Consider the following 21456-nt stretch of genomic DNA (forward strand, 5'->3'; position numbering starts at 1 on the left):
CGCTCCTGCAGGACGCGCTCCGACAGGACGTGGCGGGCGTGCTCCGAGAATGCGGGGCGCCGGGCTCGGAGGGCCGGTGGGCCGGACGGGCCCGGCGGGGCCGATCCCGGGCCGATGCCGGGGTGGTTGCCCGGGGCGGATTTCTGGCCGGTTCAGGTCTCCGCGGGTGCCCGGTCGGGCCGTATGGTTTCGGGGCTCACGCCTTGACCGAAGCGCGTGGCCGTTCCGGGGGGTTCTGATGGATGGTTCCGTTTTCCTGCTTCTCGTCATCGTGGGTATCGCGGTGTACTTCCTGCCCTTCTTCATCGCCGCGGGGCGCGGGGTGAACACCGGCTCGGTGTTCGTGATCAATCTCTTCCTCGGCTGGACGTTCATCGGCTGGGTGGTCGCCCTGGCCATGTCGATGGGAAGCCGGCGGACGCCGTAGGGAACGCCCCCAGGAGCTGTTTCCCCGGCCGCGTACGGGGCTCCCGGCCCCGGCGTCCGGGGCCCGGCGGTTAGATTGGGCGGGTGCTCCCTCGTCTCTCGCGTCCCCGTGCCCTCGCCCTGTGCGCCCTGCCCGTCCTCGCCCTGTTCGGTGTGGCCGCCTTCGCGCCGCTGCCGTTCACCCTGGCGCAGCCCGGCTCGACCGCGAACGTGCTCGGGGACGATCACGGCACACCGGTGATCAGCATCAAGGGCGCGCCGACCCGGACCACCGAGGGCCAGCTGCGGATGACGACGATCGTCGCGACCGGGCCCACCGCCGAGGTCGGCATCGGTGATGTGATCGACAGCTGGTTCCGCACGGACCGGGCGGTGCTGCCCCGCGACTCCGTCTACCCGAGTGGTGGCTCCGAGAAGGAGATCGAGAAGCACAACCTCGAAGACATGCGGAAGTCGCAGGACTCCGCGGTCGACGCCGCCCTGAACTACCTCGGGAAGAAGCCCGGCTCGGTCGACGTGACCCTGCATCTCGCCGACGTGGGCGGCCCCAGCGCCGGCCTGTTCTTCGCCCTCGGCATCGTCGACAAGCTCGACGGGGACGGGGCCGGCGGCGATCTCACCGGTGGCCGCAACATCGCGGGCACCGGCACGATCGAGGCGAACGGCGAGGTCGGGGCGGTCGGCGGGGTGTCGCTGAAGACTCAGGCCGCGCGCCGCGACGGGGCGACCGTCTTCCTCGTGCCGAAGGCGGAGTGCCGGGAGGCGGGAGCCGAGCTGCCCAAAGGGTTGCGGCTGATTCCGGTCACGACTCTGAAGGGCGCGGTGTCCTCGCTCCAGGCACTGGAGCAGGGGCGCAAGGTTCCGAGCTGCTGACCTCGCCGGCCGGTGAAGGCGCCGGTACGGGGCCACCGCCCGCCTCCGCCCCCGCGCCGTCCGCGCCCGTGCCGTCCATCGTGCGCCACACCGGGAACACCAGCGGGCTCAGCGTCGCCAGCAGGTAGACCCCGCCCATCGCCAGCAGCGCCCCCTTCACGCCCGCGCTCTCCACCAGCAGGCCGGCCGCGAGACCGCCCACCGGCATGGCCAGCTCGCAGCCCGCCGTGATGACCCCGGAGACCCGGCTGCGCAGCTCGTCGGGGATCGTTCCGTAGATCACCGTCGTCAGGATCGGGTTCAGCACCCCGCCCGCGAGGCCGCTCAGTGCCATGGTCACGGCGAGCGGCAGCGTCGTCCCGGTCAGCGCCGCGACCACGTACCTGGGCGCGCCGCACAGCAGCACGCACACCGTGAACACGGTCCACCGCGAGAAGCGGTGCCCGACCGCCCCGTACAGCAGCGCCCCGGCCAGCCCGCCCGCGCCGAACAGCGCGGTGAGCAGCCCGATGTCCCCGGCCCCGCCCAGTTCGGCGGAGGCGTGCACCGGGAGCAGGACGGCGTACCAGCCCTGGTCGGTGCCGTTCATGAACAGGACCATCACCACGACCGCCAGCAGCAGCGGGGTGCCCAGCAAGTAGGCGAAGCCCTCGCGCATCTCGGTGCGGTACGCCCGCAGCGAGACCGGCGCCTCGGCCTTGCGGGGCTCGGCCGCGCGCACCCCCCGTACGCCTGCCGCGATCAGCAGCGCGGACGTCAGGAAGGTCGCCGCGTCCAGCAGCAGTACGGTCTCCGCGCCGACGAGCGCGATCAGCAGGCCGGCCAGCGCCGCCCCGACCATCCGGGCGCCGCGCGAGACGGCGTCGAAGAGGCTGGCGGCGCGGGCGAGGGTGGTGCCGGCGTGCTCGGCGAGGTCCGGCACCAGGACGTAGCGTGCGGTGTCGCCCGGGGTGTGCATGAGCCCGCCGACCGCCATCAGCGCGCACAGCATCCAGAAGTCCAGGGCGTCCGCGAAGTGCAGCAGCGGGATGGCGGCGACGGAGAGGCCGCACACCAGGTCGGAGACGACGGAGACCCGGCGCCGTCCGATCCGGTCGATGACGGGTCCGCCGATCAGGGCGGAGACGACGATCGGCAGGGTCGCGCAGAAGGCCACGACACCGGCCCGGCCGGCGCTTCCCGTGGTCTCCAGCACGAACCACGGAACGCCGATCAGCGTGAGTGAACTACCTGCCCTGGATATGGAGTTGGCGGACAGTACGGCGGCGAGCGGAATACGGCTGCGGTCCCCCCGGCCGGTCATGCCGGACCGGCTGCGACGGAGGAGGGGCGGCCGGGGTGGCGGGGCAGGACGCGCAGCCCCAGGTCGACGAGGGCCCAGCCCAGCCGGGTGCGCAGACCGGTGCCCGGCGAGGCCGGTGCGGGGCCGGACCGCACGGCGCGGCCCCGCAGTTCGGCGGAGCGCAGGTCGTGCAGCAGCAGATGGGTGTCGGAGTGCATGACGGTGTCCTTCCGGTCAGGCGGGGCCGGCTACTCCGCGGGGCGCGGGAAGAGGTGCACATGGCTGCGGACGTTGGCCGATCCCTCGGTGCCCTCCGGGACCTGGCCCCGGTAGCCCTCGATGAGTTCGTGGATCTTCCCGATCAGCTCCTCGGCGAGATCGGGGGTGAGGCGCACCTGGAAGTCGCTGATGTCCCAGCCTTCCTCGCGCCATGCGTCGGGCCATTCGCGCATGGTGCCGATCCAGGTGTTCAGCTCCTGGGAGTGCGTGGTGGCGATCTCGTGGAGCACGACGTCGACCGCGCCGCGCACCTCGGGGTCCGGGTGGCTGAGGAACCGGCCGCTGTCGAAGACGGTGCCCCGGTGCGCGGCACGCCACCAGCGCTCGCGGCCCTTGCCGCGCTCCGGGTCGTCCTCGACGAAGCCGTACGCCGCCAGTTGCCGCAGGTGGTAGCTGGTGGCACCGCTGGATTCGCCGAGCCGGTCGGCGAGACCGGAGGCGGTGGCGGGGCCGTACTCCCGCAGTGCGGCCAGCAGCCGCAGCCGCAGGGGGTGGGCCAGCCCGCGCAGGGTGCGGGCATCGACCTTGTGGATGTTCTCGGCTTCGGCGGGGGTCTCGGCGCCGTCCTCTGGTGCGGGCATGGGTAAACCGTAGAGTTGCAAAGCTCTCTTTGCAACAGGTTCTTTGCATCGGTTTCTTTGCAACAAACCTTCGCGAGGGGCTCCCGGCTCAGCCCTGCTTGATGAACCCCTCCTGGATCAGCCAGTCCTTCGCCACCTCGTGCGGGTCCTGCCCGTCCACGTCCACCTTGGCGTTGAGCACCTGGGCGACCTCGGTGGTCAGCTTCTTGCTGACCGGGTCGAGCAGCCCGGCGATCTGCGGGTACTTCTCGAAGGTCTTGGTGTGGATCACCGGGGCCGCGTTGTAGTTGGGGAAGAAGTGCTTGTTGTCGACGAGCACTTCGAGGTTCATCGCCTTGATCCGGCCGTCCGTGGTGAACACCTCGCCCAGCAGGCAGGAGTCGGACTTGGAGACCTGGGTGTAGATGATCCCGGCATCCATCTTCTTGATGTTGGCGGCAGGCAGCGACATCCCGTACGCCTTCTCCATGCCCAGCAGCCCGTCGTCGCGCGAGGCGAACTCGTTCTCCACGCAGATCGTCACCGCCGACGGGTCCATCTTCGACAGCGCCGCGACGTCGGAGAGCGTCTTCAGGTGGTACTTCGCGTTGTTCTGCCGGCTGATGGCGAGCGCGTAGGTGTTGTTGAGCGTGGACGGCGTCAGCCAGGTCACCCCCGTGCGGCGGTCCTCGTCCCGGACCGCCTCCCACTGCTTCACCGGGTCGGGGATCGGCTCCGCATGGCCGAGGTACGTGATCCAGCCGGTGCCCGTGTACTCGTACATCGCGTCCGCGTCGCCCTTGACGATCGCCTCGCGCGCACTGATCGAGCCGGGCAGGTTCGTCCGGTCCAGGACCTCCGCTCCGGCGGCCTTGAAGACCAGGCCGATCATCTGGCCCAGGATGATGTTCTCGCTGAAGTTCTTCGAGGTGACGGTCAGCGAGGCACCGTCCAGCGGCTGCCCCTGGCCGACCGAGCCCGGCTCCACCTCGTCCACCATCGGCGAACCGCTCTTCAGCCCGCACCCGGAGAGCAGCAGCGCCAGCGCCGCCGCCCCCGCCAGACCCGCACGCACCTTCCGCGGACCCATCACCCCACCTCCAGTCCGCGCGGCGTCAGCGCCACCTCGACCAGCGAGGCCAGCCAGTCCACCAGCAGCGCCAGCACCACCGTCAGCACCGAACCGAGCACCAGCACCGGCATCCGCTGGGTCTGGATGCCCGAGGTGATCAGGTCCCCGAGGCCGCCGCCGCCGACGAAGGTGGCCAGCGTCGCCGTACCCACGTTGAGCACCAGCGCCGTACGCACACCCGCCAGGATCAGCGGGACGGCGAGCGGCAGTTCGACCTTGGTGAGCGTCCCCGTCGCCGACATGCCGATGCCGCGCGAGGCCTCGATCAGGTTCGGCTCGATCGCCCTGAGGCCGGCCACCGTGTTGGAGAAGACCGGCAGCACCGCGTAGATCACCATGCCGATGATCGCCGTCGAAGGGCCGATGCCCAGCCAGATCACCAGCAGCGCCAGCAGACCGATCGCCGGTGTCGCCTGCCCGATGTTGGCGACCGCCGTGACCACCGGGGCACCCTTGCGCAGCCGGCGCCGGGTCAGCGCGATCCCCAGCGGAATGGCGATGATCAGCACCCAGAACGTCGAGATCGCGGTCAGCCGCACATGCTGCCACCAGCGCAACCGCACATTGCCGCCGGTCAGCGAGTTCCGCGCGATCGAGTCGAGATGCACATTGGTGATCCACAGGTACGTGATGGCCAGCACGACCAACAGCGCGAGCGGCATCATCACCAGCTTGCGCCAGGTGAACCGGCGCGGCGGACCGGCCGGCGGCGGAGCCGGCTCCTCCTCCTCGTCCCGGAAGGCATGGCCCTTGACGTCGTGCTCGCCGGGCGGGCGGTCCTTGTCGGAGGAGGGCACGGGCGGCTCGGGGCGCGGCCGGCGGGGTTCGTGGTTCAGCGGTGGATTGCGAGTCATGCGCCCGGACCGCCCTCCAGCTCTGTCTCGGTCTGGTGGCTGCGCGACTCCTCCAGGTCGTGCTGGTGCTCGATGGCGGCGAGCCGGTCGGCCTCCAGCAGCTCATGGACGGAGTTCATCAGGGTCTGCATGTCGACGACCCCGATGAACTCGCCGCGCCGCCCGGTCACCGCGACCCGCCCACCGCTGTCGGTCAGTACCGCCTCCAGCGCGTCGTGCAGCGTCCCGTCACGCGTCACCGTGTCGTGGACCAGCTGCCCGGCCCGCGCCAGCGAACCCCGGGCCCGCATCAGGTCCCCGCGCCGCAGCCACTTGTACGGGCGGTTCCTGCGGTCCAGCATCAGCAGCTCGTTGTGCGGGCCGCTGCGCAGCTTGTTGAAGATCGACTGGAGCGGGTCGTCGACCGTCACCGTCGGGAACGCGGCCATCTCCACATCCCGTACGCGGGTGAGGTTGAGCCGCTTCAGCGCCGCACCGGCCCCGACGAAGCCCGAGACGAAGTCGTCCGTCGGATTGGTGAGGATGGCCTCCGGGGTGTCGAACTGCGCGATGTGCGAACGCTCCCGCAGCACCGCGATCCGGTCGCCCAGCTTGATCGCCTCGTCGAAGTCGTGGGTGACGAAGACGATCGTCTTGTGCAGTTCGTGCTGGAGCCGGATCAGTTCGTCCTGGAGGTGGTCGCGGGTGATCGGGTCGACCGCGCCGAACGGCTCGTCCATCAGCAGAACCGGCGGATCGGCCGCCAACGCCCTTGCCACGCCCACCCGTTGCTGCTGACCGCCGGAGAGCGCGCGGGGATAGCGCCCGTGGAACTCCCGCGGATCCAGCCCCACCAGATCGAGCATCTCCTCGACCCGGTCCTTCACCTTCGACTTCGGCCAGCCGACCATCTTCGGTACGAGGGCGATGTTCTCGGCGACCGTCATGTGGGGGAAGAGCCCGGACGACTGGATCGCGTAGCCGATCTTGCGGCGCAGCTTCACCGGGTCGATGTCGGTGACGTCCTCGTCGTCGATCCTGATCCGCCCGGACGACGGCTCGATCAGCCGGTTGATCATTTTCAGGGTGGTGGACTTCCCGCAGCCGGACGGGCCGACGAAGATCACCGTCTCGCCGGCCTTGATCTCCATCGAGACGCTGTCCACCGCCGGGTTCGGATTGCCCGGATAGCGCTTGGTCAGGTCCTCCAGCTGGATGGTGGCCCCGGACGTGGTCCTCTCCGGCCCGGCGCTGTCGTCGGCGGTGCTCCCGGCGGCGGTCTCAGACACGGATCCCCCTCGGGATGGTGAGCCGCCCCAGCAGTACGTACGCGGCGTCGAAGAGCAGGGCGAGGATGACGATGCCGAGCGTGCCCGCGAGCACCTGATTGAGCGCGTTGGCGCTGCCCAGCGAGGCGATGCCGCGGAAGATCTCGTTGCCCAGGCCGGGGCCCGAGGCGTACGCGGCGATGGCGGCGATGCCCATCAGCATCTGGGTGGAGACCCGGATGCCGGTGAGGATCGGCGGCCAGGCGAGCGGCAGTTCCACCCGGCACAGCCGGGCCAGCCGCGACATCCCGATGCCCTTCGCCGCGTCGACCAGGGCCGGATCCACACCGCGCAGCCCCACGATGGAGTTGCGTACGACGGGCAGCAGCCCGTACAGCGTCAGGGTGATCACGGTGGGCGCGACCCCGAGGCCGACGAGCGGGATGAGCAGACCGATCGCGGCGAGCGAGGGGATGGTGAGGATCGTCGCCGTCGAGGTGATGGCCAGCGACCCCGCCCAGCCGCTGCGGTAGGTGACGACCCCGATCAGGATGCCCAGCGCGGTGGCGATGACCATGCACTGGAACACGGCACTGACGTGCTGGTACGCGTCGGTGAGCAGCTGTTGGTGCCGGTTGCCCAGGTACTCCCAGAAGCTCACACGTCACTCCTCGGCTCAGTCGGTGTCCTTCGCGGCCTGCTCGACGAGCGGGATGATCCGCAACGGGACCGGGTTCTCCATGACGATGGCCGTGGAGGCCCGGACAATGCCATCAAAACCGACAACCCGGTCGATCACCCGCTGAAGATCGGCGTTGGAACGCGCGACGAGACGGCAGAGCATGTCGCCGTGGCCGGTGGTGGTGTGCAGTTCCAGCACCTCCGGCACGCCGGCCAAGTGGGCCCGCACGTCGGCTCCTTGGCCCTGCTTGATCTCCAGGGTGGCGAACGCGGTGACGGGGTAGCCGAGCGCCGCCGGATCCACCGCCGGACCGAATCCGCGGATGACGCCATTCGACTGAAGCCGGTCGAGTCGCGCCTGCACCGTCCCGCGCGCCACGCCGAGCCTGCGCGATGCCTCCAGTACGCCGATGCGGGGCTCGCGGGCCAGCAGCACGATCAGCCGCCCGTCCAGATGATCGATCGCCATGATCAGCTCCGCAAGGTCGACGTGATGGTCATCATGTACAGATAGCCTGCCTGTCATCCCTATCAGCTGTACAGATTGCCCAGTGGATTCGCGAACTATTGCGCACCTTGCGAAGCGGCGAGAGCCTTCGGACATGACTGAGACTCTGCACACCACCCCCGAAACAGCCCGGCAGGCCGACCCCTTCCCGGTCAAGGGAATGGACGCGGTCGTCTTCGCCGTCGGCAACGCCAAGCAGGCCGCGCACTATTACTCGACGGCGTTCGGCATGAAGCTGGTCGCCTACTCCGGACCGGAGAACGGCAGCCGCGAGACGGCGAGTTACGTACTGACCAACGGATCGGCCCGTTTCGTCTTCACCTCCGTCATCAAAGCCGCCACCGACCACGGCCGCTTCCTCGCCGCCCATGTGGCCGAGCACGGCGACGGTGTCGTCGACCTGGCCATCGAGGTCCCGGACGCCCGCGCCGCCTACGCGTACGCGGTCGAGCACGGCGCCCTCGGCCTCACCGAGCCGCACGAGGTGAAGGACGAGAACGGCACCGTCGTCCTCGCCGCGATCGCCACGTACGGCAAGACCCGCCACACCCTCGTCGAGCGCACCGGCTACGAGGGCCCGTACCTGCCCGGCTACGGCGCCGCCGCGCCGATCGTCGAGCCGCCCGCCAAGCGCACCTTCCAGGCCGTCGACCACTGCGTCGGCAACGTGGAGCTCGGCCGGATGAACGAGTGGGTCGGCTTCTACAACAAGGTCATGGGCTTCACCAACATGAAGGAGTTCGTGGGCGACGACATCGCCACCGAGTACTCCGCGCTCATGTCGAAGGTCGTCGCCGACGGCACCCTCAAGGTCAAGTTCCCGATCAACGAACCGGCGATCGCCAAGAAGAAGTCCCAGATCGACGAGTACCTGGAGTTCTACGGCGGCGCCGGCGTCCAGCACATCGCGCTCGCCACGAACGACATCGTCGCCTCGGTACGGGCGATGCGGGCGGCGGGCGTCCAGTTCCTGGACACCCCCGACTCCTACTACGACACCCTCGGCGAGTGGGCGGGCGAGACCCGCGTGCCGGTGGAGACCCTGCGAGAGCTGAAGATCCTCGTCGACCGGGACGAGGACGGCTACCTGCTGCAGATCTTCACCAAGCCGGTCCAGGACCGCCCGACCGTCTTCTTCGAGATGATCGAACGCCATGGCTCGATGGGCTTCGGCAAGGGCAACTTCAAGGCCCTGTTCGAGGCGATCGAGCGCGAGCAGGAGAAGCGCGGCAACCTCTGACCGCCCGGCCCGGCGGGCGGCCGACCGCCCGCCGGCCGGACCGGTGCGCCGGCCCGTCCGACGGGGCATCCGCATGCCGGCGGCCGGGGAGGTACCCCATCGTGCGAACGTGACACTTCATGCCCCAGGTGTCACGTTCGCCCTTCCTGCCAGGTCATGGTCCTGGCGAGCGTGATCCGCAGTGGCCGGCCGCGGGCTGCTGCCGTGGTCCGGAACCCGGTTGTCACGCGGCCGGATTCCGCTGGGGAACGACCGGGGCCGGAGCCGGGGCGGGCCGCGGGTGCTGCGGGCCGCCCGGCGAGGAAGGGGTCAGATCGTCCAGGGCCTCCTGGGCGGCGGGTCCGGCCAGGGGCGAGAACCGGGGGTTGGTGCGCAGCGCCGCCTCCAGATTCCGGCGCGCCGGACCGTAATCCCGCAACGCCTTCTGGATCACGCCCAGGTGGTACGCGTACGAGGCGTTCCGCCCACCCGCATCGACCGCGCGGGCCGCGTACTCCAGGGCGGCGGACGGGTGGCCGGAGCGGTGCAGGGCCCAGCCCAGCGCGTCCGCCACCGCGGCGCTGCGGTGCGAGCGCCCCCACTCGGCGCCCAGCAGCTCGACCGCCACGTCCGGGTCCCCGTGATCGGCCTCGAAACGGCCGCGCAGCAGCGCCTCGTCCACGCCCTGGGCCTCGTCCCGGGCGAGCGCCTCGCGCAGCCGCGAGTACTGGCCGTCGGCCTCCTCGTCCAGCCCCAGCGACTCGTACAACTCACCCAGCTCCAGCATGTATTCGGGCCGGGGGAGATGCACCAGCGCCGCCCGGTAGTCGCGCCGGGCCTCGTCCGTGCGGCCGAGCGACACCAGTGCCCTGGCCCGGCCCGCGAGCGACGGGTGGTGGGCGCGGTCGGTCCGCAGCGCCGCGCCGTACTGCGCGACCGCCTCGGCCGGCTCGCCCCGCTCCCAGGCCAGTTCGCCCAGCAGGGCCAGGCACTCCGCCTTCTGCGCGGGCGTGGCCGCCCGGTCCGCCGCGTCCTGCGCGTCGGCCAGCGCGTCCTCGGGCCGGCCGCGGTCCAGGTGCATCCGTGCCGTCCGCATGAGCGCCGGAACCCCCGCGCGCAGCGCCGTGAACCGCTCCACTGCCATGCTCACGCCCTTGCGGTCCCCGAGACCGCTGTACGCGTCGATCAGCGCCGGATACGCGGCCCACTGCTTCGGCTGCCGCGCCCGTACCGTCTCGCCCCACTTCTTCGCCGTGACGAAGTCGTGCCGGGCATCGGCGAGCTCCGCGAGCCCCACCCAGGCAGCCGTGTTCCCGTTCTCACCCGGCCGGATGTCCAGCGAGCGCTTCAGCGCCTGCTCGGCCCGGCCGTAGTACGCCGTGTCCGCGGAACGCCGCCCCCACTCCACGTAGGCCGTCCCCAGCATCGCCCAGGACCCCGCGTCCGACGGATGCGTGCCCACCCACTGCTGCCGGTCCCCGATCAGCGCCGTCAGATCGGAGAGCGAGGCCGGCGATCCGGCCGCCGTCGCCGCCAGCGCACGCGAGACCGGACCGGGTACGGGCGGCCGCGACGCCTTCTTCCCGTCCTCCGGAACGGCCACCACCGCACCCGTCACCAGCACCGCACCCGCCACCACACCCAGGGCCGCCCTGCGCAGCGTCGCACGCAGCGAGAGCGGCGGGGGCTCGGCCAGCGACGCCGGATCGGCGAGCGCGGAGAGCGCGGAGGCGCCGGAGAAGTCGGAGACGTCAAGGGGAGGTCGGCTGCTCGGATCGGGGGCCTGCGGAGGCTGCTGCGGCGTGACATCCATGCCGATCACTCTGCGTCAGTAATAAGAGCACACCGCGCCTTGCGAAGGCCGTCGCAGACGGGTTCACACCAATGGGCCCGGGTGTCACTCTTGGATCATGGACGGTCTTCTCGAACAGCTGCGTGCCGGTCTGCCCGCCGAGGCGCTGATCACGGATCCCGACGTCACCGCCTCGTACGCCCACGACATGGCGAGCTTCTGCGAGGCGGGCACACCCGCGGTCGTCGTGCTCCCGCGCACGGTCGAGCAGGTCCAGCACGTCATGCGCACCGCCACCGCCCTGCGCGTCCCGGTCGTCCCGCAGGGGGCCCGCACCGGGCTGTCGGGCGCGGCCAACGCCTCCGACGGCTGCATCGTGCTGTCCCTGGTGAAGATGGACCGGATCCTGGAGATCAGTCCCGTCGACCGGATCGCCGTCGTCGAGCCCGGCGTCATCAACGCGGTGCTGTCCCGTGCGGTCGACGAACACGGTCTGTACTACCCGCCGGACCCCTCCAGCTGGGAGATGTGCACCATCGGCGGCAACATCGGCACCGCGTCCGGCGGCCTGTGCTGCGTGAAGTACGGGGTCACCGCCGAATACGTACTCGGCCTGGAGGTCGTCCTCGCCGACGGGCGGCTGCTCACCACCGGCCGCCGCACCGCGAAGGGCGTCGCCGGGTACGACCTCACCCGGCTCTTCGTCGGCTCCGAGGGCAGCCTCGGCATCGTCGTCAAGGCCGTGCTCGCGCTGAAGCCCCGGCCGCCGCAGCAGCTGGTCCTGGCCGCGGAGTTCCCGAGCGCGGCGAGCGCCTGCGACGCGATCTGCCGGATCATGGAGCGCGGTCACACTCCGTCACTCCTCGAACTGATGGACCGTACTACGGTCCGGGCCGTCAACAAGATGGCCAACATGGGCCTCCCCGACACCACCGAGGCGCTCCTGCTCGCCGCCTTCGACACCCCGGACCCGTCGGCCGATCTGGCCGCCGTCGCAGAGCTGTGCACCGCCGCGGGCGCCACCGAGGTGGTCCCCGCCGAGGACGCCGCCGAGTCCGAGATGCTGCTCCAGGCCCGGCGGATGTCGCTCACCGCGCTGGAGACCGTCAAGTCGGCCACGATGATCGACGACGTCTGCGTACCCCGCTCGAAGCTCGGCGCCATGCTGGAGGGCACCGCGGCCGTCGCCGACAAGTACGGCCTCACCATCGGCGTATGCGTGCACGCGGGCGACGGCAACACCCACCCCGTCGTCTGCTTCGACCACACCGACGCCGACGAGTCCCGGCGGGCCCGCGAATCGTTCGACGAGATCATGGCGCTCGGCCTGGAGCTGGGCGGCACGATCACCGGCGAGCACGGCGTCGGCCTCCTGAAGAAGGAGTGGCTCGCGCGCGAGCTCGGCGAGGTCAGCGTCGAACTGCACCAGGGCATCAAGCAGGCGTTCGACCCGCTGGGGCTCCTCAACCCCGGCAAGGTGTTCTGACGGCGGGCGCGAGGGGGGCCGGTGCTGCGACGGGGTCCGGTGTTTCGACGACGGCCGGTGCTCGGGCGGCCGGTGCTCCGGCGGTCGGGCGGAGCCGTGCCCGCTCACGCCTCGCCGTCCTGCGACTCGTCCGACGGCCACGGGTCGCGCAGCCACAGGTCGTCGGCCGGCAGCGGCGCGAGCAGCTCGGCGAGGCCCTCGTCGATCCCGAGCCGCTCGGCCTCCGTGCCGGGCGGGACCACCCGCAGCGTCCGCTCCACCCAGGCGGCCACCGCGGCGGACGGCACCTCCAGGAGCGCGTTCCCGTCGGGCGAGGTCAGCGCGACGAAGATGACGTTGCGCTGGTCGACCTTGGTCGGCCAGATCCGGACGTCCCCGTGACCGCACGGCCGGAACACGCCCTCGACCAGCAGATCGCGGGCGAACGTCCAGTGCACCGGGAAGTCGGAGCCGATGTGGAAGGCCACGTGCACGGCGTACGGGTCCTGAGTGCGGTACGTCAGACGGGCGGGGACGGGGATGCTGTGCTCGGGCGACAGGACCAGCTTGAGTTCCAGATCGCGTTCCACGGTGGTGTGCATGAGTGCGTCCTTCCGGTGCCTGTGGACCGGCCTCCTGACCGGTCCGCACAAGGAGAGAGCGACCTCCACGCCATCTATTACGCGACTTCCGAGAAAAATTTCCGAGCGACGGGAAAGTGGCCCAAACCCCTGGAGTGGCCCAGGGGTACGCGGGCGTCTGGTAGATGTGGACCCGTTGTATTCAGGCCTCGAAGAGATACGGGACCACGGTGATGAGCGCCCCAACCCCGGCACCCGGTGACGAAAGCCCCCGCGAGGGGTACTACCCCGACCCTTCCATTCCCGGATATGTCCGGTACTGGAACGGCGCTTCGTGGGTGCCAGGCACGAGCCGCCCCGCCCCTGAGCAGGGTGAGTCGACGCCTGCGACCCCCTCCGGAACAGCACCCTCCGCACCGGCGCCCGAGCCGCAACCGCAGCCGCAACCGCAGTCCCGGCCGCAGCCGTCGGCCCCCGCGCCGGTGGACGAGACCGGCCCGGTCTTCCTGGACGACGAGCCGAACGCGGGCAACCGCCCCGAACCGGCCACCGCCTGGCAGGCCGACACCTCCCGGCAGACCGGCTTCGGCGGGGAACTCGACCGGCGGGTCTCCTGGGGCGGCGGCACCGGGCAGCCCGGCGAGCAGGGCGGACAACCCGGCGGACAGGGCGATCCGCGTACGTCTGCGGACCGCGCCCCGGCCGGCCGGGTGCCGGACGATCGCGCCCCGGCGGTCCGTACCCCCGCCGACCGTGCCCCCGCCCCCGCACCGGACCCGCGGCAGCCCGCCGCTTCTTCTCCCTCTCCCTCTCCTTCTCCCGCTGCGCCTACGCCTGCGCCTGCGCCGGAGAACACCGTCGCGATCCGGATCGGCCGACAGGGCCGCCCCGGCGGCGGCACGGATGCCGGTGCGGGCGACGCGGGGCGCCCGCCCACCGATGGGACGGTGACGATCCGGGCCGTGGGCCAGGGCGGCAGCCCGCCGGCCCGTCGGACGACCGAACCGGCGGCACCTGAAGGGACGATGGCGATCCGCGCGATCGCCCCCGGCACGGGCGCACAGCCCTCCGCCCCGGCCCAGAACCCCGCCCCGGCGCCGGGCCCCGCCCCCTGGGCGCAGCAGGCCAATCAGCCCGCTCAGGCGGCTCTGCCGGCCCAGCAGCCCCAGCCCCAGCCCCGACAGCTCCAGCCTCAGCAGCCCCAGCTCCAGCAGCCACCGCTCCAGCCCCAGCAGCCCCGCCCGCAGTTCGGTGCGCAGGGCGCTCAGGGTGCTCAGCCGGATCAGCCCGTCGTGCCCTGGAAGCCCCCGGTCGACGACCCCTTCCAGCAGCTCGCGCAGGCCCAGGCGGCTGCCAGGCCCGCCGGGCTCGGCAAGCGCTTCGCCGCCCGGCTGATCGACAGCGTCGTGCTGATGGCGCTCGTCGGTGCGATCGGCTTCCCGCTGGTCTCGAAGGCGCTGGACCACATCGACGAGAAGATCGATGCGGCGAAGCTGTCCGGTGAGACGGTCACCGTCTGGCTGGTGGACTCCACCACGGCCGGCCTGTTCGGCGCGGTGCTCGGCGCGTTCCTCGTGCTCGGTGTCCTGCTGGAGGCGCTGCCGATGGCCAAGTGGGGACGCACGCTCGGCAAGAAGCTCTGTGGACTCGAAGTGCGGGACATCGAGTCCCACGGTGCCCCGTCCTTCGGCGCCGCACTGCGCCGGTGGCTGGTCTACGGTGTGCTGGGCATCCTCGTGATCGGGGTGTTCAACGTGCTGTGGTGCCTGATCGACCGGCCGTGGCGCCAGTGCTGGCACGACAAGGCGGCGCACACCTTCGTGGCGGGCTGACCGCACCCGCTCGGCCGACGGCCCATCGAGTGACGGACCGTCGGCCCGGCCGTTCCCCCGAACGCACCTGGAGCCTGTCGGGTGACCTCTGATCGGGCGGTCGGAGGTCACCCGACAGGCTCTGAGCCGTTGCGGGCCCCTCCGGCCCGGGGTGCACTGCCCCCATGAGCAACGATCAGCCGACGTCCGGTCAGCCGCCCGAGGACGACCCGTTCCTCAAGAAGCCGAATGAGCCGCCACCGTCGTCGGGCTCGCCGTACGACAGCACTCCGCCGCCCCCGCCCCCGCCCCAGCCGCCGTACGATCCGGGCCCCTACGGTGGCGGCGGGCCGTACGGCGGTCCGGATCCACTGGCCGGCATGCCGCCGCTCGGCGAGCCGGGCAAGCGCATCCTGGCGCGGCTGATCGACTTCCTGATCGTCTCGATCCCGCTCTATCTGATCTCGCTGCCGTGGGGCGGCGTGGTCGAGGTGTCGAACAACAACGGCAGCAGCGACGACTTCGGCGACATCTTCAACCAGACGTACAGCGGGCACCAGATGATCTGGTCGCTGATCGGTCTGGTCGTGTACGTCGCCTACGACACGTACTTCACGCACAAGGACGGCCGGACCATCGGCAAGCGGCTGCTGAAGCTGCGCGTCGCGATGCTCAACGACGGCCGGGTGCCGGACACCGGGGCCGCGTTCCTGCGGGCCGTGGTGCTCTGGCTGCCCGCGCTGCTGTGCTGTCCGTGCCTGTGGTGGCTGATCAACATCGTGCTCATGTTCACGGACAAGCCGTACCGGCAGGGCCTGCAGGACAAGGCGGCGAAGACGGTGGTCGTCCAGACCAACTGAGCCGGGCCAGCTGTGCCGGGCCGGCTGTGCCGCACCGACCGGGCCGACCGCGACCGACCCGGCCCGGGCAAGTCCTAGTGGCGTACGGAGTGCCGGCCCACGCGCTCGTCCGCAGGGGTTGCGGGGGTCGCGGGTCGCGGTGCGGCCTCGCGGGGCGCGACCGTGCCCTGGGCGCCGTCGCGGGCGAGGCCCTCGGCCTCGACGGCTGCGGAGACCGCGTCCTGGTTCACGCGGACCGCGGAGCGGGCACCGGCCCGGTTCGCGGTTTTCGCGCGTGACGGCTGGGGTACGGTCACGGCCACCAGCAGACCGAGCGCGAGCGCCGCGGTCCCGATGACGGCGATGCCGAGGCCCGACTCCGTACGGGAGAGCAGCAGCATCGCAAGGGTCGAGAAGATGACGGTGACCGAACCGTAGGAGAGCTGTGCGGCAGTGGGATGCGGCATGGCGGTATCCGTCCTCGGGGCATCGGATGGGCAGTCTCTCAACACGGTCGCACTGTCAAGCGACTCTACGACGGTGGATGCCCGAGCGGGGACATCGGTAAGCGTGGCCTAACCCACGGTGCCGGTGCACAGGGGGCGCACGGAGTCATTTGCCGCTCCAACCGTGGTCGATGACGCGCCGGTTGGTCGTTTGCTGAACGTCCGGATAACGGAAGCGTTCTCCTGCATAGTGCACTTGGCCTGTTCAAGTCAAGGTCTGTCTTTTCTCGCGTAACTCCGGTCGAATGTCGTCACTTGTGACGCGTATTCGCGCGCGGCCCCTCCACACCACTCAAGGCCGCAGCCGCGGGTGCCGGGGAGGACTGCATCAAGTGACCAAGAACAGACGGGCGCTTCGCGCTGCTGCGGTTGTCGTGGCCATGGCCGCCACTGCCGCCACGGCGTCAGCTTTCGCCACGGCCCAGGCAGATGACAAGGCGCCGGGCGCCAAGAGCACCAGCGTCGACCGCCGTGATCCGGGGTCGGCCAAGGGCAATGAGCACGACCTGAAGGGCCCGTTCAGCGAGCAGCAGGACGCGCAGCGTCAGGCCGCCCTCGAGCAGGTCATATCGGGCGACAAGAAGATCTCGAAGCGGGGCGGCTCCCAGGTCGTCAAGCTCGACGACAAGAAGTACGTCGAGCTCGGCCGGGAGAAGACCGACAAGATCTTCACGGTCCTGGTGGAGTTCGGCGACAAGGTCGACAACACCACCATGTTCGACCCGGACGGCGACGGCCCGAAGCCGGCCGTCCCGAAGTACGGGGGCACGCCCGGCCCGCTGCACAACAAGATAGCCAAGCCGGACCCCAAGAAGGACAACAGCACCGCCTGGCAGGCCGATTACAACCAGGCGCACTTCCAGGACCTCTACTTCGGTGAGGGTGCCGGCAAGGACTCGCTGAAGACGTACTACGAGAAGACGTCCTCCGGGCGCTACTCGGTCGACGGCGAGGTCTCCGACTGGGTCAAGGTGCCGTACAACGAGGCCCGTTACGGCTCGAACTACTGCGGCTCGACCAACTGCGCCAACGCCTGGGACATGATCCGGGACGGCGTGAACGCCTGGGCCGCCGATCAGAAGGCCCAGGGCCGTACGCCCGAGCAGATCAAGACGGACCTCGCCAAGTACGACCAGTGGGACCGTTACGACTTCGACGCCGACGGCAACTTCAACGAGCCCGACGGCTACATCGACCACTTCCAGATCGTCCACGCCGGTGAGGACGAGTCCGCGGGTGGCGGCGCCGAGGGCAAGAACGCCATCTGGGCCCACCGCTGGTACGCCTACGGCACGGACGCCGGCGCGTCCGGCCCGGCCGACAACAAGGCGGGCGGCACCCAGATCGGTGACACCGGCATCTGGGTCGGCGACTACACCGCGCAGCCCGAGAACGGCGGCCTGGGTGTCTTCGCCCACGAGTACGGCCACGACCTCGGCCTGCCGGACCTCTACGACACCACCAACACCGCCGAGAACTCGGTCGGTTTCTGGTCCCTGATGTCGGCCGGTTCCTGGCTCGGCACCGGCAAGAACTCGATCGGTGACCTGCCCGGCGACATGACCGCCTGGGACAAGCTCCAGCTGGGCTGGCTCGACTACGCCGAGGCCAAGGCCGCGACGAAGTCCACCCACAAGCTCGGTGTCTCGGAGTACAACACCAAGAACAAGCAGGCGCTCGTCGTCACGCTGCCCGAGAAGCCCGTCACCACCGACGTCACCAAGCCGGCGGAGGGCTCCAAGCAGTGGTGGAGCGACATGGGCGACAACCTGAACAACACCCTGACCCGCTCGGTCGACCTCACCGGCAAGTCCAAGGCCTCCCTGGACCTTTCGGGCTGGTGGGACATCGAGAAGGACTACGACTACCTCTACACCGAGGTGTCGGACAACGGCGGCACCAGCTGGACCGCGATCGACGGCACGGCCGACGGCAAGGCGATCCCGCGCGACGCCAGTGACAAGCCGGCCCTGACCGACGTCTCCGGCAAGTACCAGCAGCTCTCCTTCCCGCTGGACGCCTACGCGGGCAAGAAGATCGACGTCCGCTTCCGCTACGCCACCGACGGCGGCGCGGGCGGCATCGGCTTCGCGGCCGACACCATCTCGGTCACCGCTGACGGTGCCGTGCTCTTCTCGGACAACGCCGAGGGCGACGACAACGGCTGGACCGCCAAGGGCTTCTCCCGCGTCGGCGAGTCGTTCACCAAGGACTACCCGCAGTACTACATCGCGGAGAACCGTCAGTACGTCAGCTACGACAAGACCCTCGCGGTCGGCCCGTACAACTTCGGCTTCTCCAAGACCCGTCCGGACTGGGTCGAGCACTACCCGTACCAGAACGGTCTGATGGTCTGGCTCTGGGACAAGTCCCAGAAGGACAACAACGTGTCGCAGCACCCCGGCCAGGGTCTGATCCTGCCGGTCGACGCGCACGCCAAGCCCCTGAAGTGGGCCGACGGCACGGTCATCCGCAACAAGATCCAGCCGTTCGACGCGCCCTTCAGCTGGTACGCGACCGACGCCTTCACGCTGCACAACGCGGACGTACCGGTCCGGGTGAAGTCGCAGCGCGGCATCCCGGTCTTCGACGACCACAAGGGCACGTACTGGTACGAGGAGAACCCGACCGGAAGTGTTCAGGTCACTGACACGAACACCCGGATCTCGATCGTCAAGGAGCCGCGCAGCGGCCAGACGATCACCGTCAAGGTCGGTCCCTCGCACAAGTAGTTCCGCATAACCGCAGGTCAAAGCATGATCGGCCGTCGCCCTCTAGCGGGCGGCGGCCGATCGTGTTTAGGTGCGTCTTGTTCAGATGCTTATTGACACGACGTCTCACGGGGGAGCGCGGAGCATGGCAGGCGGAGGATTCTGCAAGTTGCCGAACGGAAGCGTGGTGGTGGCGATCACCCTGCCCAGTCCGGCCGACGGAGCCGGTTCGGGCACCCCGGTCCGGGTCCTGGTGCACGCGCCCAACCGGGCCCGCGCCCTGACCCGGCTGCGCAACGCCGGCCTGCGCGCGGTCTACCTCCGCGGCAACGCGGAGCCGCCCACTCCCGACGAGATCACCGCCGTGCTGCACCATCCCGACGGGGTGCTCTGGCGTGCGAGGCCGGAGCAGGCGCAGGAGCTCTGGCATCCGATCCGGGCCCTGCTCCGCCCGGCCATACCCGTCCGCCGGCCGGCCTGAGCGGCGCGCGGGGGCTGCGCGGACCACGGATCACGCGTCACGGGGCCGTGGCGGCGCCCTACACCACCGGCTTGCCGGACAGCTTCACGCCCGCCCTGCGGAGCTCCTCCAGCGCCCGCTCCGTGGTCGTCTCGGCGACTCCGGCGGTCAGGTCGAGCAGCACATGCGTGGTGAAGCCCGCCCGGACCGCGTCCAGCGCCGTCGCCCGCACACAGTGGTCGGTCGCGATACCGACCACGTCGACCTCGGTGATCCGGTGCTCCCGCAGCCAGTCGGCCAGCCCCATGCCGTTCTCGTCGAGGCCCTCGAAGCCGCTGTACGCCGCCGCGTAGTCGCCCTTGTCGAACACCGCGTCGATCGCCCCCGAGGCGACCGCCGGCGCGAAATTGGGGTGGAAGCCGACGCCCTCCGTGCCGGCCACGCAGTGCGGGGGCCAGGAGTTCTCGAAGTCCGGGTGGTCGGAGAAGTGGCTGCCCGGATCGATGTGGTGGTCACGGGTGGCCACCACATGGCCGTACCCGGCCTGGGCCTCGCCGATCAGGTCGGTGATGGCGGCGGCGACATCGGCGCCGCCCGTCACGGCGAGGCTGCCGCCCTCGCAGAAGTCGTTCTGGACATCGACGACGATCAACGCGCGGTGCATGACGGGTGTCCTTCGGTGGGGGACGGTCGGCGTTCGTGGGGGTGGGGGCGGGTTCTGGCCTCATGGGGCGTATTCGAGCCTAGAGACTCCGGCCCCGGATAGGGAGGGGACGGAACGGAGCCCTTGCGGCGCCCGTGGCCGCGGGGGTGACCGGGGCGCGCCGCTCACCGCACCGTCCGCCCCCCGTCACAGGTACTCGGTGGGAATCACCGGCTCTCCGCGCGACAGCTGCACCGCCGACATCGGCAGCCCCGCCCGTGCCGCTATGTGCCGCTCGCGCGCCGCGTCCAGCGGCTCGCGGGCGATCACCTCGCCGTCCCTGACCAGCTCGACCAGCAGCTGCCGGTCGGCCAGCTCCGGCGGTACGGCACCGGTGCCGATCACCTCGGCCTCGGCGACCCCGTGCTCGTCCAGCCGGCGCGCGGCCCACTTGCGACCGCCCACCGACGACTTCGCGCCGAGCGACTTCTTGGCCACCGGGCGCAGCGGCTCCGCGGGGTCGGCGGACCCGGCACGGGCGACGAGCTTGTAGACCATCGAGCAGGTGGGCTGCCCGCTGCCGGTCACCAGCTGCGTGCCCACCCCGTACGCGTCGACCGGCGCCGCGGCCAGCGAGGCGATGGCGTACTCGTCCAGGTCCGAGGTCACCACGATCTTCGTCTTCGTGGCGCCCAGCTCGTCCAGCTGCTGCCGCACCCGGTGCGCGACCAGCAGCAGGTCCCCGGAGTCGATCCGTACCGCGCCCAGCTCGGTCCCGGCGATCTCGACCGCCGTACGGACCGCCTCGGCGACGTCGTACGTGTCGACCAGCAGCGTCGTGCCCCGGCCCAGCGAGTCGACCTGGGCCCGGAACGCGTCGCGCTCGGTGTCGTGGAGCAGCGTGAAGGCGTGGGCGCTCGTCCCGACGGTGGGGATGTTGTAGCGGAAGCCCGCCGCCAGGTCGGACGTGGTGTTGAAGCCGCCGATGTACGCGGCGCGCGCCGAGGCCACCGCCGACAGTTCATGGGTGCGTCGTGCACCCATCTCGATCAGGCCACGCCCGCCGGCCGCGGCGGACATCCGCGACGCCGCGGCGGCGATCGCCGAGTCGTGGTTGAGGATCGACAGGATCACCGTCTCCAGCAGCACGCACTCGGCGAAGGAGCCCTCGACCCGCAGGATCGGGGAGCCGGGGAAGTACACCTCGCCCTCCGGGTAGCCCCAGATGTCGCCGCTGAAGCGGTAATCGGCCAGCCAGTCGAGCGTCGGCGCGTCCACGACGTGCTGTTCGCGCAGGAAGGTGAGCATCTCGTCGTCGAAGGAGAAGTTCTCCACCGCGTCCAGCACCCGTCCGATGCCCGCGACGACGCCGTAGCGCCGCCCCTCGGGCAGCCGGCGCGTGAACGCCTCGAAGACCGAGCGCCGATCGGCCGTGCCGGCTTTCAGCGCGGCCTGCACCATCGTGAGCTCGTACTGGTCGGTGAAGAGCGCGGTCGACGGCACACCGACCCGACGCCCAAGGTCCGCAGAGTTCATGCTGCGGATGCTACCCCTATTTCGTCAGAGTGACGAGATCTCGGGTCGTTT

At 70.5% G+C, this 21456-nt stretch carries 21 protein-coding genes; 8 read left to right on the top strand and 13 right to left on the bottom strand.

Annotated elements, in window-relative coordinates:
* Positions 1-238 precede the first annotated feature (238 nt).
* A complete protein-coding gene (locus ACFYY7_RS34815) occupies positions 239-427 on the top strand; it encodes a superinfection immunity protein (RefSeq protein ID WP_388667816.1) in 189 nt (62 codons plus the stop codon).
* Positions 428-510: 83 nt separating this feature from the next.
* Positions 511-1299, top strand: coding sequence for a S16 family serine protease (locus ACFYY7_RS34820; RefSeq protein ID WP_388667817.1), 789 nt, complete (start codon positions 511-513; stop codon positions 1297-1299).
* On the opposite strand, the gene ACFYY7_RS34825 is transcribed toward ACFYY7_RS34820, so the two are convergent.
* The 8 genes from ACFYY7_RS34825 to ACFYY7_RS34860 form a co-directional block, all read right to left on the bottom strand.
* Positions 1229-2602, bottom strand: coding sequence for an MFS transporter (locus ACFYY7_RS34825; RefSeq protein WP_388667818.1), 1374 nt, complete (start codon positions 2600-2602; stop codon positions 1229-1231). The genes ACFYY7_RS34820 and ACFYY7_RS34825 overlap by 71 nt on opposite strands.
* Positions 2599-2799, bottom strand: a complete 201-nt coding sequence (locus ACFYY7_RS34830; RefSeq protein WP_388667819.1) for a hypothetical protein — start codon at positions 2797-2799, stop codon at positions 2599-2601. Before ACFYY7_RS34830 ends, ACFYY7_RS34825 begins: the two co-directional genes overlap by 4 nt.
* A 30-nt stretch (positions 2800-2829) precedes the next feature.
* Positions 2830-3441, bottom strand: a complete 612-nt coding sequence (locus ACFYY7_RS34835) for a winged helix-turn-helix domain-containing protein (protein WP_388667820.1) — start codon at positions 3439-3441, stop codon at positions 2830-2832.
* A gap of 88 nt (positions 3442-3529) precedes the next feature.
* Positions 3530-4510, bottom strand: a complete 981-nt coding sequence (locus ACFYY7_RS34840) for a glycine betaine ABC transporter substrate-binding protein (protein ID WP_388667821.1) — start codon at positions 4508-4510, stop codon at positions 3530-3532.
* The gene (locus ACFYY7_RS34845; RefSeq protein ID WP_388667822.1) at positions 4510-5406 is read right to left on the bottom strand and encodes an ABC transporter permease; all 897 of its coding nucleotides are present in this window, start codon (positions 5404-5406) and stop codon (positions 4510-4512) included. The genes ACFYY7_RS34840 and ACFYY7_RS34845 overlap by 1 nt, the downstream gene beginning before the upstream one ends.
* Positions 5403-6674 (bottom strand): ABC transporter ATP-binding protein, encoded by a 1272-nt coding sequence (locus tag ACFYY7_RS34850; protein ID WP_388667823.1) that lies wholly within the window; start codon positions 6672-6674, stop codon positions 5403-5405. Before ACFYY7_RS34850 ends, ACFYY7_RS34845 begins: the two co-directional genes overlap by 4 nt.
* Positions 6667-7314: an ABC transporter permease gene (locus ACFYY7_RS34855; protein ID WP_266732600.1), complete on the bottom strand. Its 648-nt coding sequence runs from the start codon at positions 7312-7314 to the stop codon at positions 6667-6669. Before ACFYY7_RS34855 ends, ACFYY7_RS34850 begins: the two co-directional genes overlap by 8 nt.
* 15 nt (positions 7315-7329) lie before the next feature.
* Positions 7330-7803, bottom strand: a complete 474-nt coding sequence (locus tag ACFYY7_RS34860) for an Lrp/AsnC family transcriptional regulator (protein ID WP_266732602.1) — start codon at positions 7801-7803, stop codon at positions 7330-7332.
* Positions 7804-7936: 133 nt separating this feature from the next.
* Between ACFYY7_RS34860 and hppD the strand changes: the two genes are divergently transcribed.
* Positions 7937-9082 (top strand): 4-hydroxyphenylpyruvate dioxygenase, encoded by a 1146-nt coding sequence (gene hppD / locus ACFYY7_RS34865; RefSeq protein ID WP_388667824.1) that lies wholly within the window; start codon positions 7937-7939, stop codon positions 9080-9082.
* A gap of 223 nt (positions 9083-9305) precedes the next feature.
* Here hppD and ACFYY7_RS34870 read toward each other — a convergent pair whose 3' ends face one another.
* Positions 9306-10874 (bottom strand): tetratricopeptide repeat protein, encoded by a 1569-nt coding sequence (locus ACFYY7_RS34870; RefSeq protein WP_388667825.1) that lies wholly within the window; start codon positions 10872-10874, stop codon positions 9306-9308.
* A gap of 97 nt (positions 10875-10971) precedes the next feature.
* On the opposite strand from ACFYY7_RS34870, the gene ACFYY7_RS34875 reads away from it, so the two are divergent.
* On the top strand, positions 10972-12339 hold the full coding sequence (locus ACFYY7_RS34875) for an FAD-binding oxidoreductase (protein ID WP_388667826.1): 1368 nt from the start codon (positions 10972-10974) through the stop codon (positions 12337-12339).
* A 104-nt stretch (positions 12340-12443) separates the two neighbouring features.
* On the opposite strand, the gene ACFYY7_RS34880 is transcribed toward ACFYY7_RS34875, so the two are convergent.
* Positions 12444-12920: an SsgA family sporulation/cell division regulator gene (locus tag ACFYY7_RS34880; RefSeq protein ID WP_388667827.1), complete on the bottom strand. Its 477-nt coding sequence runs from the start codon at positions 12918-12920 to the stop codon at positions 12444-12446.
* 212 nt (positions 12921-13132) lie between these two features.
* On the opposite strand from ACFYY7_RS34880, the gene ACFYY7_RS34885 reads away from it, so the two are divergent.
* Both ACFYY7_RS34885 and ACFYY7_RS34890 read left to right on the top strand, forming a co-directional pair.
* Entirely contained in the window at positions 13133-14731 is a 1599-nt protein-coding gene (locus tag ACFYY7_RS34885) for an RDD family protein (protein WP_388667828.1), read from the top strand.
* Between the two features lie 164 nt (positions 14732-14895).
* The gene (locus ACFYY7_RS34890; RefSeq protein WP_388667829.1) at positions 14896-15570 is read left to right on the top strand and encodes an RDD family protein; all 675 of its coding nucleotides are present in this window, start codon (positions 14896-14898) and stop codon (positions 15568-15570) included.
* A gap of 74 nt (positions 15571-15644) precedes the next feature.
* Here the strand turns inward: ACFYY7_RS34890 and ACFYY7_RS34895 are convergent, their stop codons facing one another.
* Positions 15645-16016 carry a hypothetical protein gene (locus tag ACFYY7_RS34895; RefSeq protein ID WP_388667830.1) on the bottom strand — a complete coding sequence of 124 codons (372 nt, stop codon included), beginning with the start codon at positions 16014-16016 and terminating at the stop codon, positions 15645-15647.
* 371 nt (positions 16017-16387) lie between these two features.
* On the opposite strand from ACFYY7_RS34895, the gene ACFYY7_RS34900 reads away from it, so the two are divergent.
* Positions 16388-18787: an immune inhibitor A domain-containing protein gene (locus ACFYY7_RS34900; protein ID WP_388667831.1), complete on the top strand. Its 2400-nt coding sequence runs from the start codon at positions 16388-16390 to the stop codon at positions 18785-18787.
* Between the two features lie 124 nt (positions 18788-18911).
* The gene (locus ACFYY7_RS34905) at positions 18912-19247 is read left to right on the top strand and encodes a hypothetical protein (RefSeq protein WP_376632966.1); all 336 of its coding nucleotides are present in this window, start codon (positions 18912-18914) and stop codon (positions 19245-19247) included.
* 58 nt (positions 19248-19305) lie between these two features.
* On the opposite strand, the gene ACFYY7_RS34910 is transcribed toward ACFYY7_RS34905, so the two are convergent.
* Positions 19306-19890, bottom strand: a complete 585-nt coding sequence (locus tag ACFYY7_RS34910; protein WP_388667832.1) for a nicotinamidase — start codon at positions 19888-19890, stop codon at positions 19306-19308.
* A gap of 186 nt (positions 19891-20076) precedes the next feature.
* Positions 20077-21405: a nicotinate phosphoribosyltransferase gene (locus tag ACFYY7_RS34915; RefSeq protein ID WP_388667833.1), complete on the bottom strand. Its 1329-nt coding sequence runs from the start codon at positions 21403-21405 to the stop codon at positions 20077-20079.
* Positions 21406-21456: the final 51 nt, after the last annotated feature.

Origin of the sequence: Streptomyces sp. NPDC001933, assembly GCF_042890955.1 — a bacterium.
In the GTDB taxonomy this organism is placed as follows: domain Bacteria; phylum Actinomycetota; class Actinomycetes; order Streptomycetales; family Streptomycetaceae; genus Streptomyces.

Coding starts and splice junctions, on each gene's coding strand:
- ACFYY7_RS34815 (WP_388667816.1), top strand. CDS start 239: ATGGATGGTTCCGTTTTCCTGCTTCTCGTCATCGTGGGTATCGCGGTG.
- ACFYY7_RS34825 (WP_388667818.1), bottom strand. CDS start 2,602: ATGACCGGCCGGGGGGACCGCAGCCGTATTCCGCTCGCCGCCGTACTG.
- ACFYY7_RS34830 (WP_388667819.1), bottom strand. CDS start 2,799: ATGCACTCCGACACCCATCTGCTGCTGCACGACCTGCGCTCCGCCGAA.
- ACFYY7_RS34835 (WP_388667820.1), bottom strand. CDS start 3,441: ATGCCCGCACCAGAGGACGGCGCCGAGACCCCCGCCGAAGCCGAGAAC.
- ACFYY7_RS34840 (WP_388667821.1), bottom strand. CDS start 4,510: ATGGGTCCGCGGAAGGTGCGTGCGGGTCTGGCGGGGGCGGCGGCGCTG.
- ACFYY7_RS34845 (WP_388667822.1), bottom strand. CDS start 5,406: ATGACTCGCAATCCACCGCTGAACCACGAACCCCGCCGGCCGCGCCCC.
- ACFYY7_RS34860 (WP_266732602.1), bottom strand. CDS start 7,803: ATGGCGATCGATCATCTGGACGGGCGGCTGATCGTGCTGCTGGCCCGC.
- hppD (WP_388667824.1), top strand. CDS start 7,937: ATGACTGAGACTCTGCACACCACCCCCGAAACAGCCCGGCAGGCCGAC.
- ACFYY7_RS34870 (WP_388667825.1), bottom strand. CDS start 10,874: ATGGATGTCACGCCGCAGCAGCCTCCGCAGGCCCCCGATCCGAGCAGC.
- ACFYY7_RS34875 (WP_388667826.1), top strand. CDS start 10,972: ATGGACGGTCTTCTCGAACAGCTGCGTGCCGGTCTGCCCGCCGAGGCG.
- ACFYY7_RS34880 (WP_388667827.1), bottom strand. CDS start 12,920: ATGCACACCACCGTGGAACGCGATCTGGAACTCAAGCTGGTCCTGTCG.
- ACFYY7_RS34885 (WP_388667828.1), top strand. CDS start 13,133: ATGAGCGCCCCAACCCCGGCACCCGGTGACGAAAGCCCCCGCGAGGGG.
- ACFYY7_RS34890 (WP_388667829.1), top strand. CDS start 14,896: ATGAGCAACGATCAGCCGACGTCCGGTCAGCCGCCCGAGGACGACCCG.
- ACFYY7_RS34895 (WP_388667830.1), bottom strand. CDS start 16,016: ATGCCGCATCCCACTGCCGCACAGCTCTCCTACGGTTCGGTCACCGTC.
- ACFYY7_RS34905 (WP_376632966.1), top strand. CDS start 18,912: ATGGCAGGCGGAGGATTCTGCAAGTTGCCGAACGGAAGCGTGGTGGTG.
- ACFYY7_RS34910 (WP_388667832.1), bottom strand. CDS start 19,890: ATGCACCGCGCGTTGATCGTCGTCGATGTCCAGAACGACTTCTGCGAG.
- ACFYY7_RS34915 (WP_388667833.1), bottom strand. CDS start 21,405: ATGAACTCTGCGGACCTTGGGCGTCGGGTCGGTGTGCCGTCGACCGCG.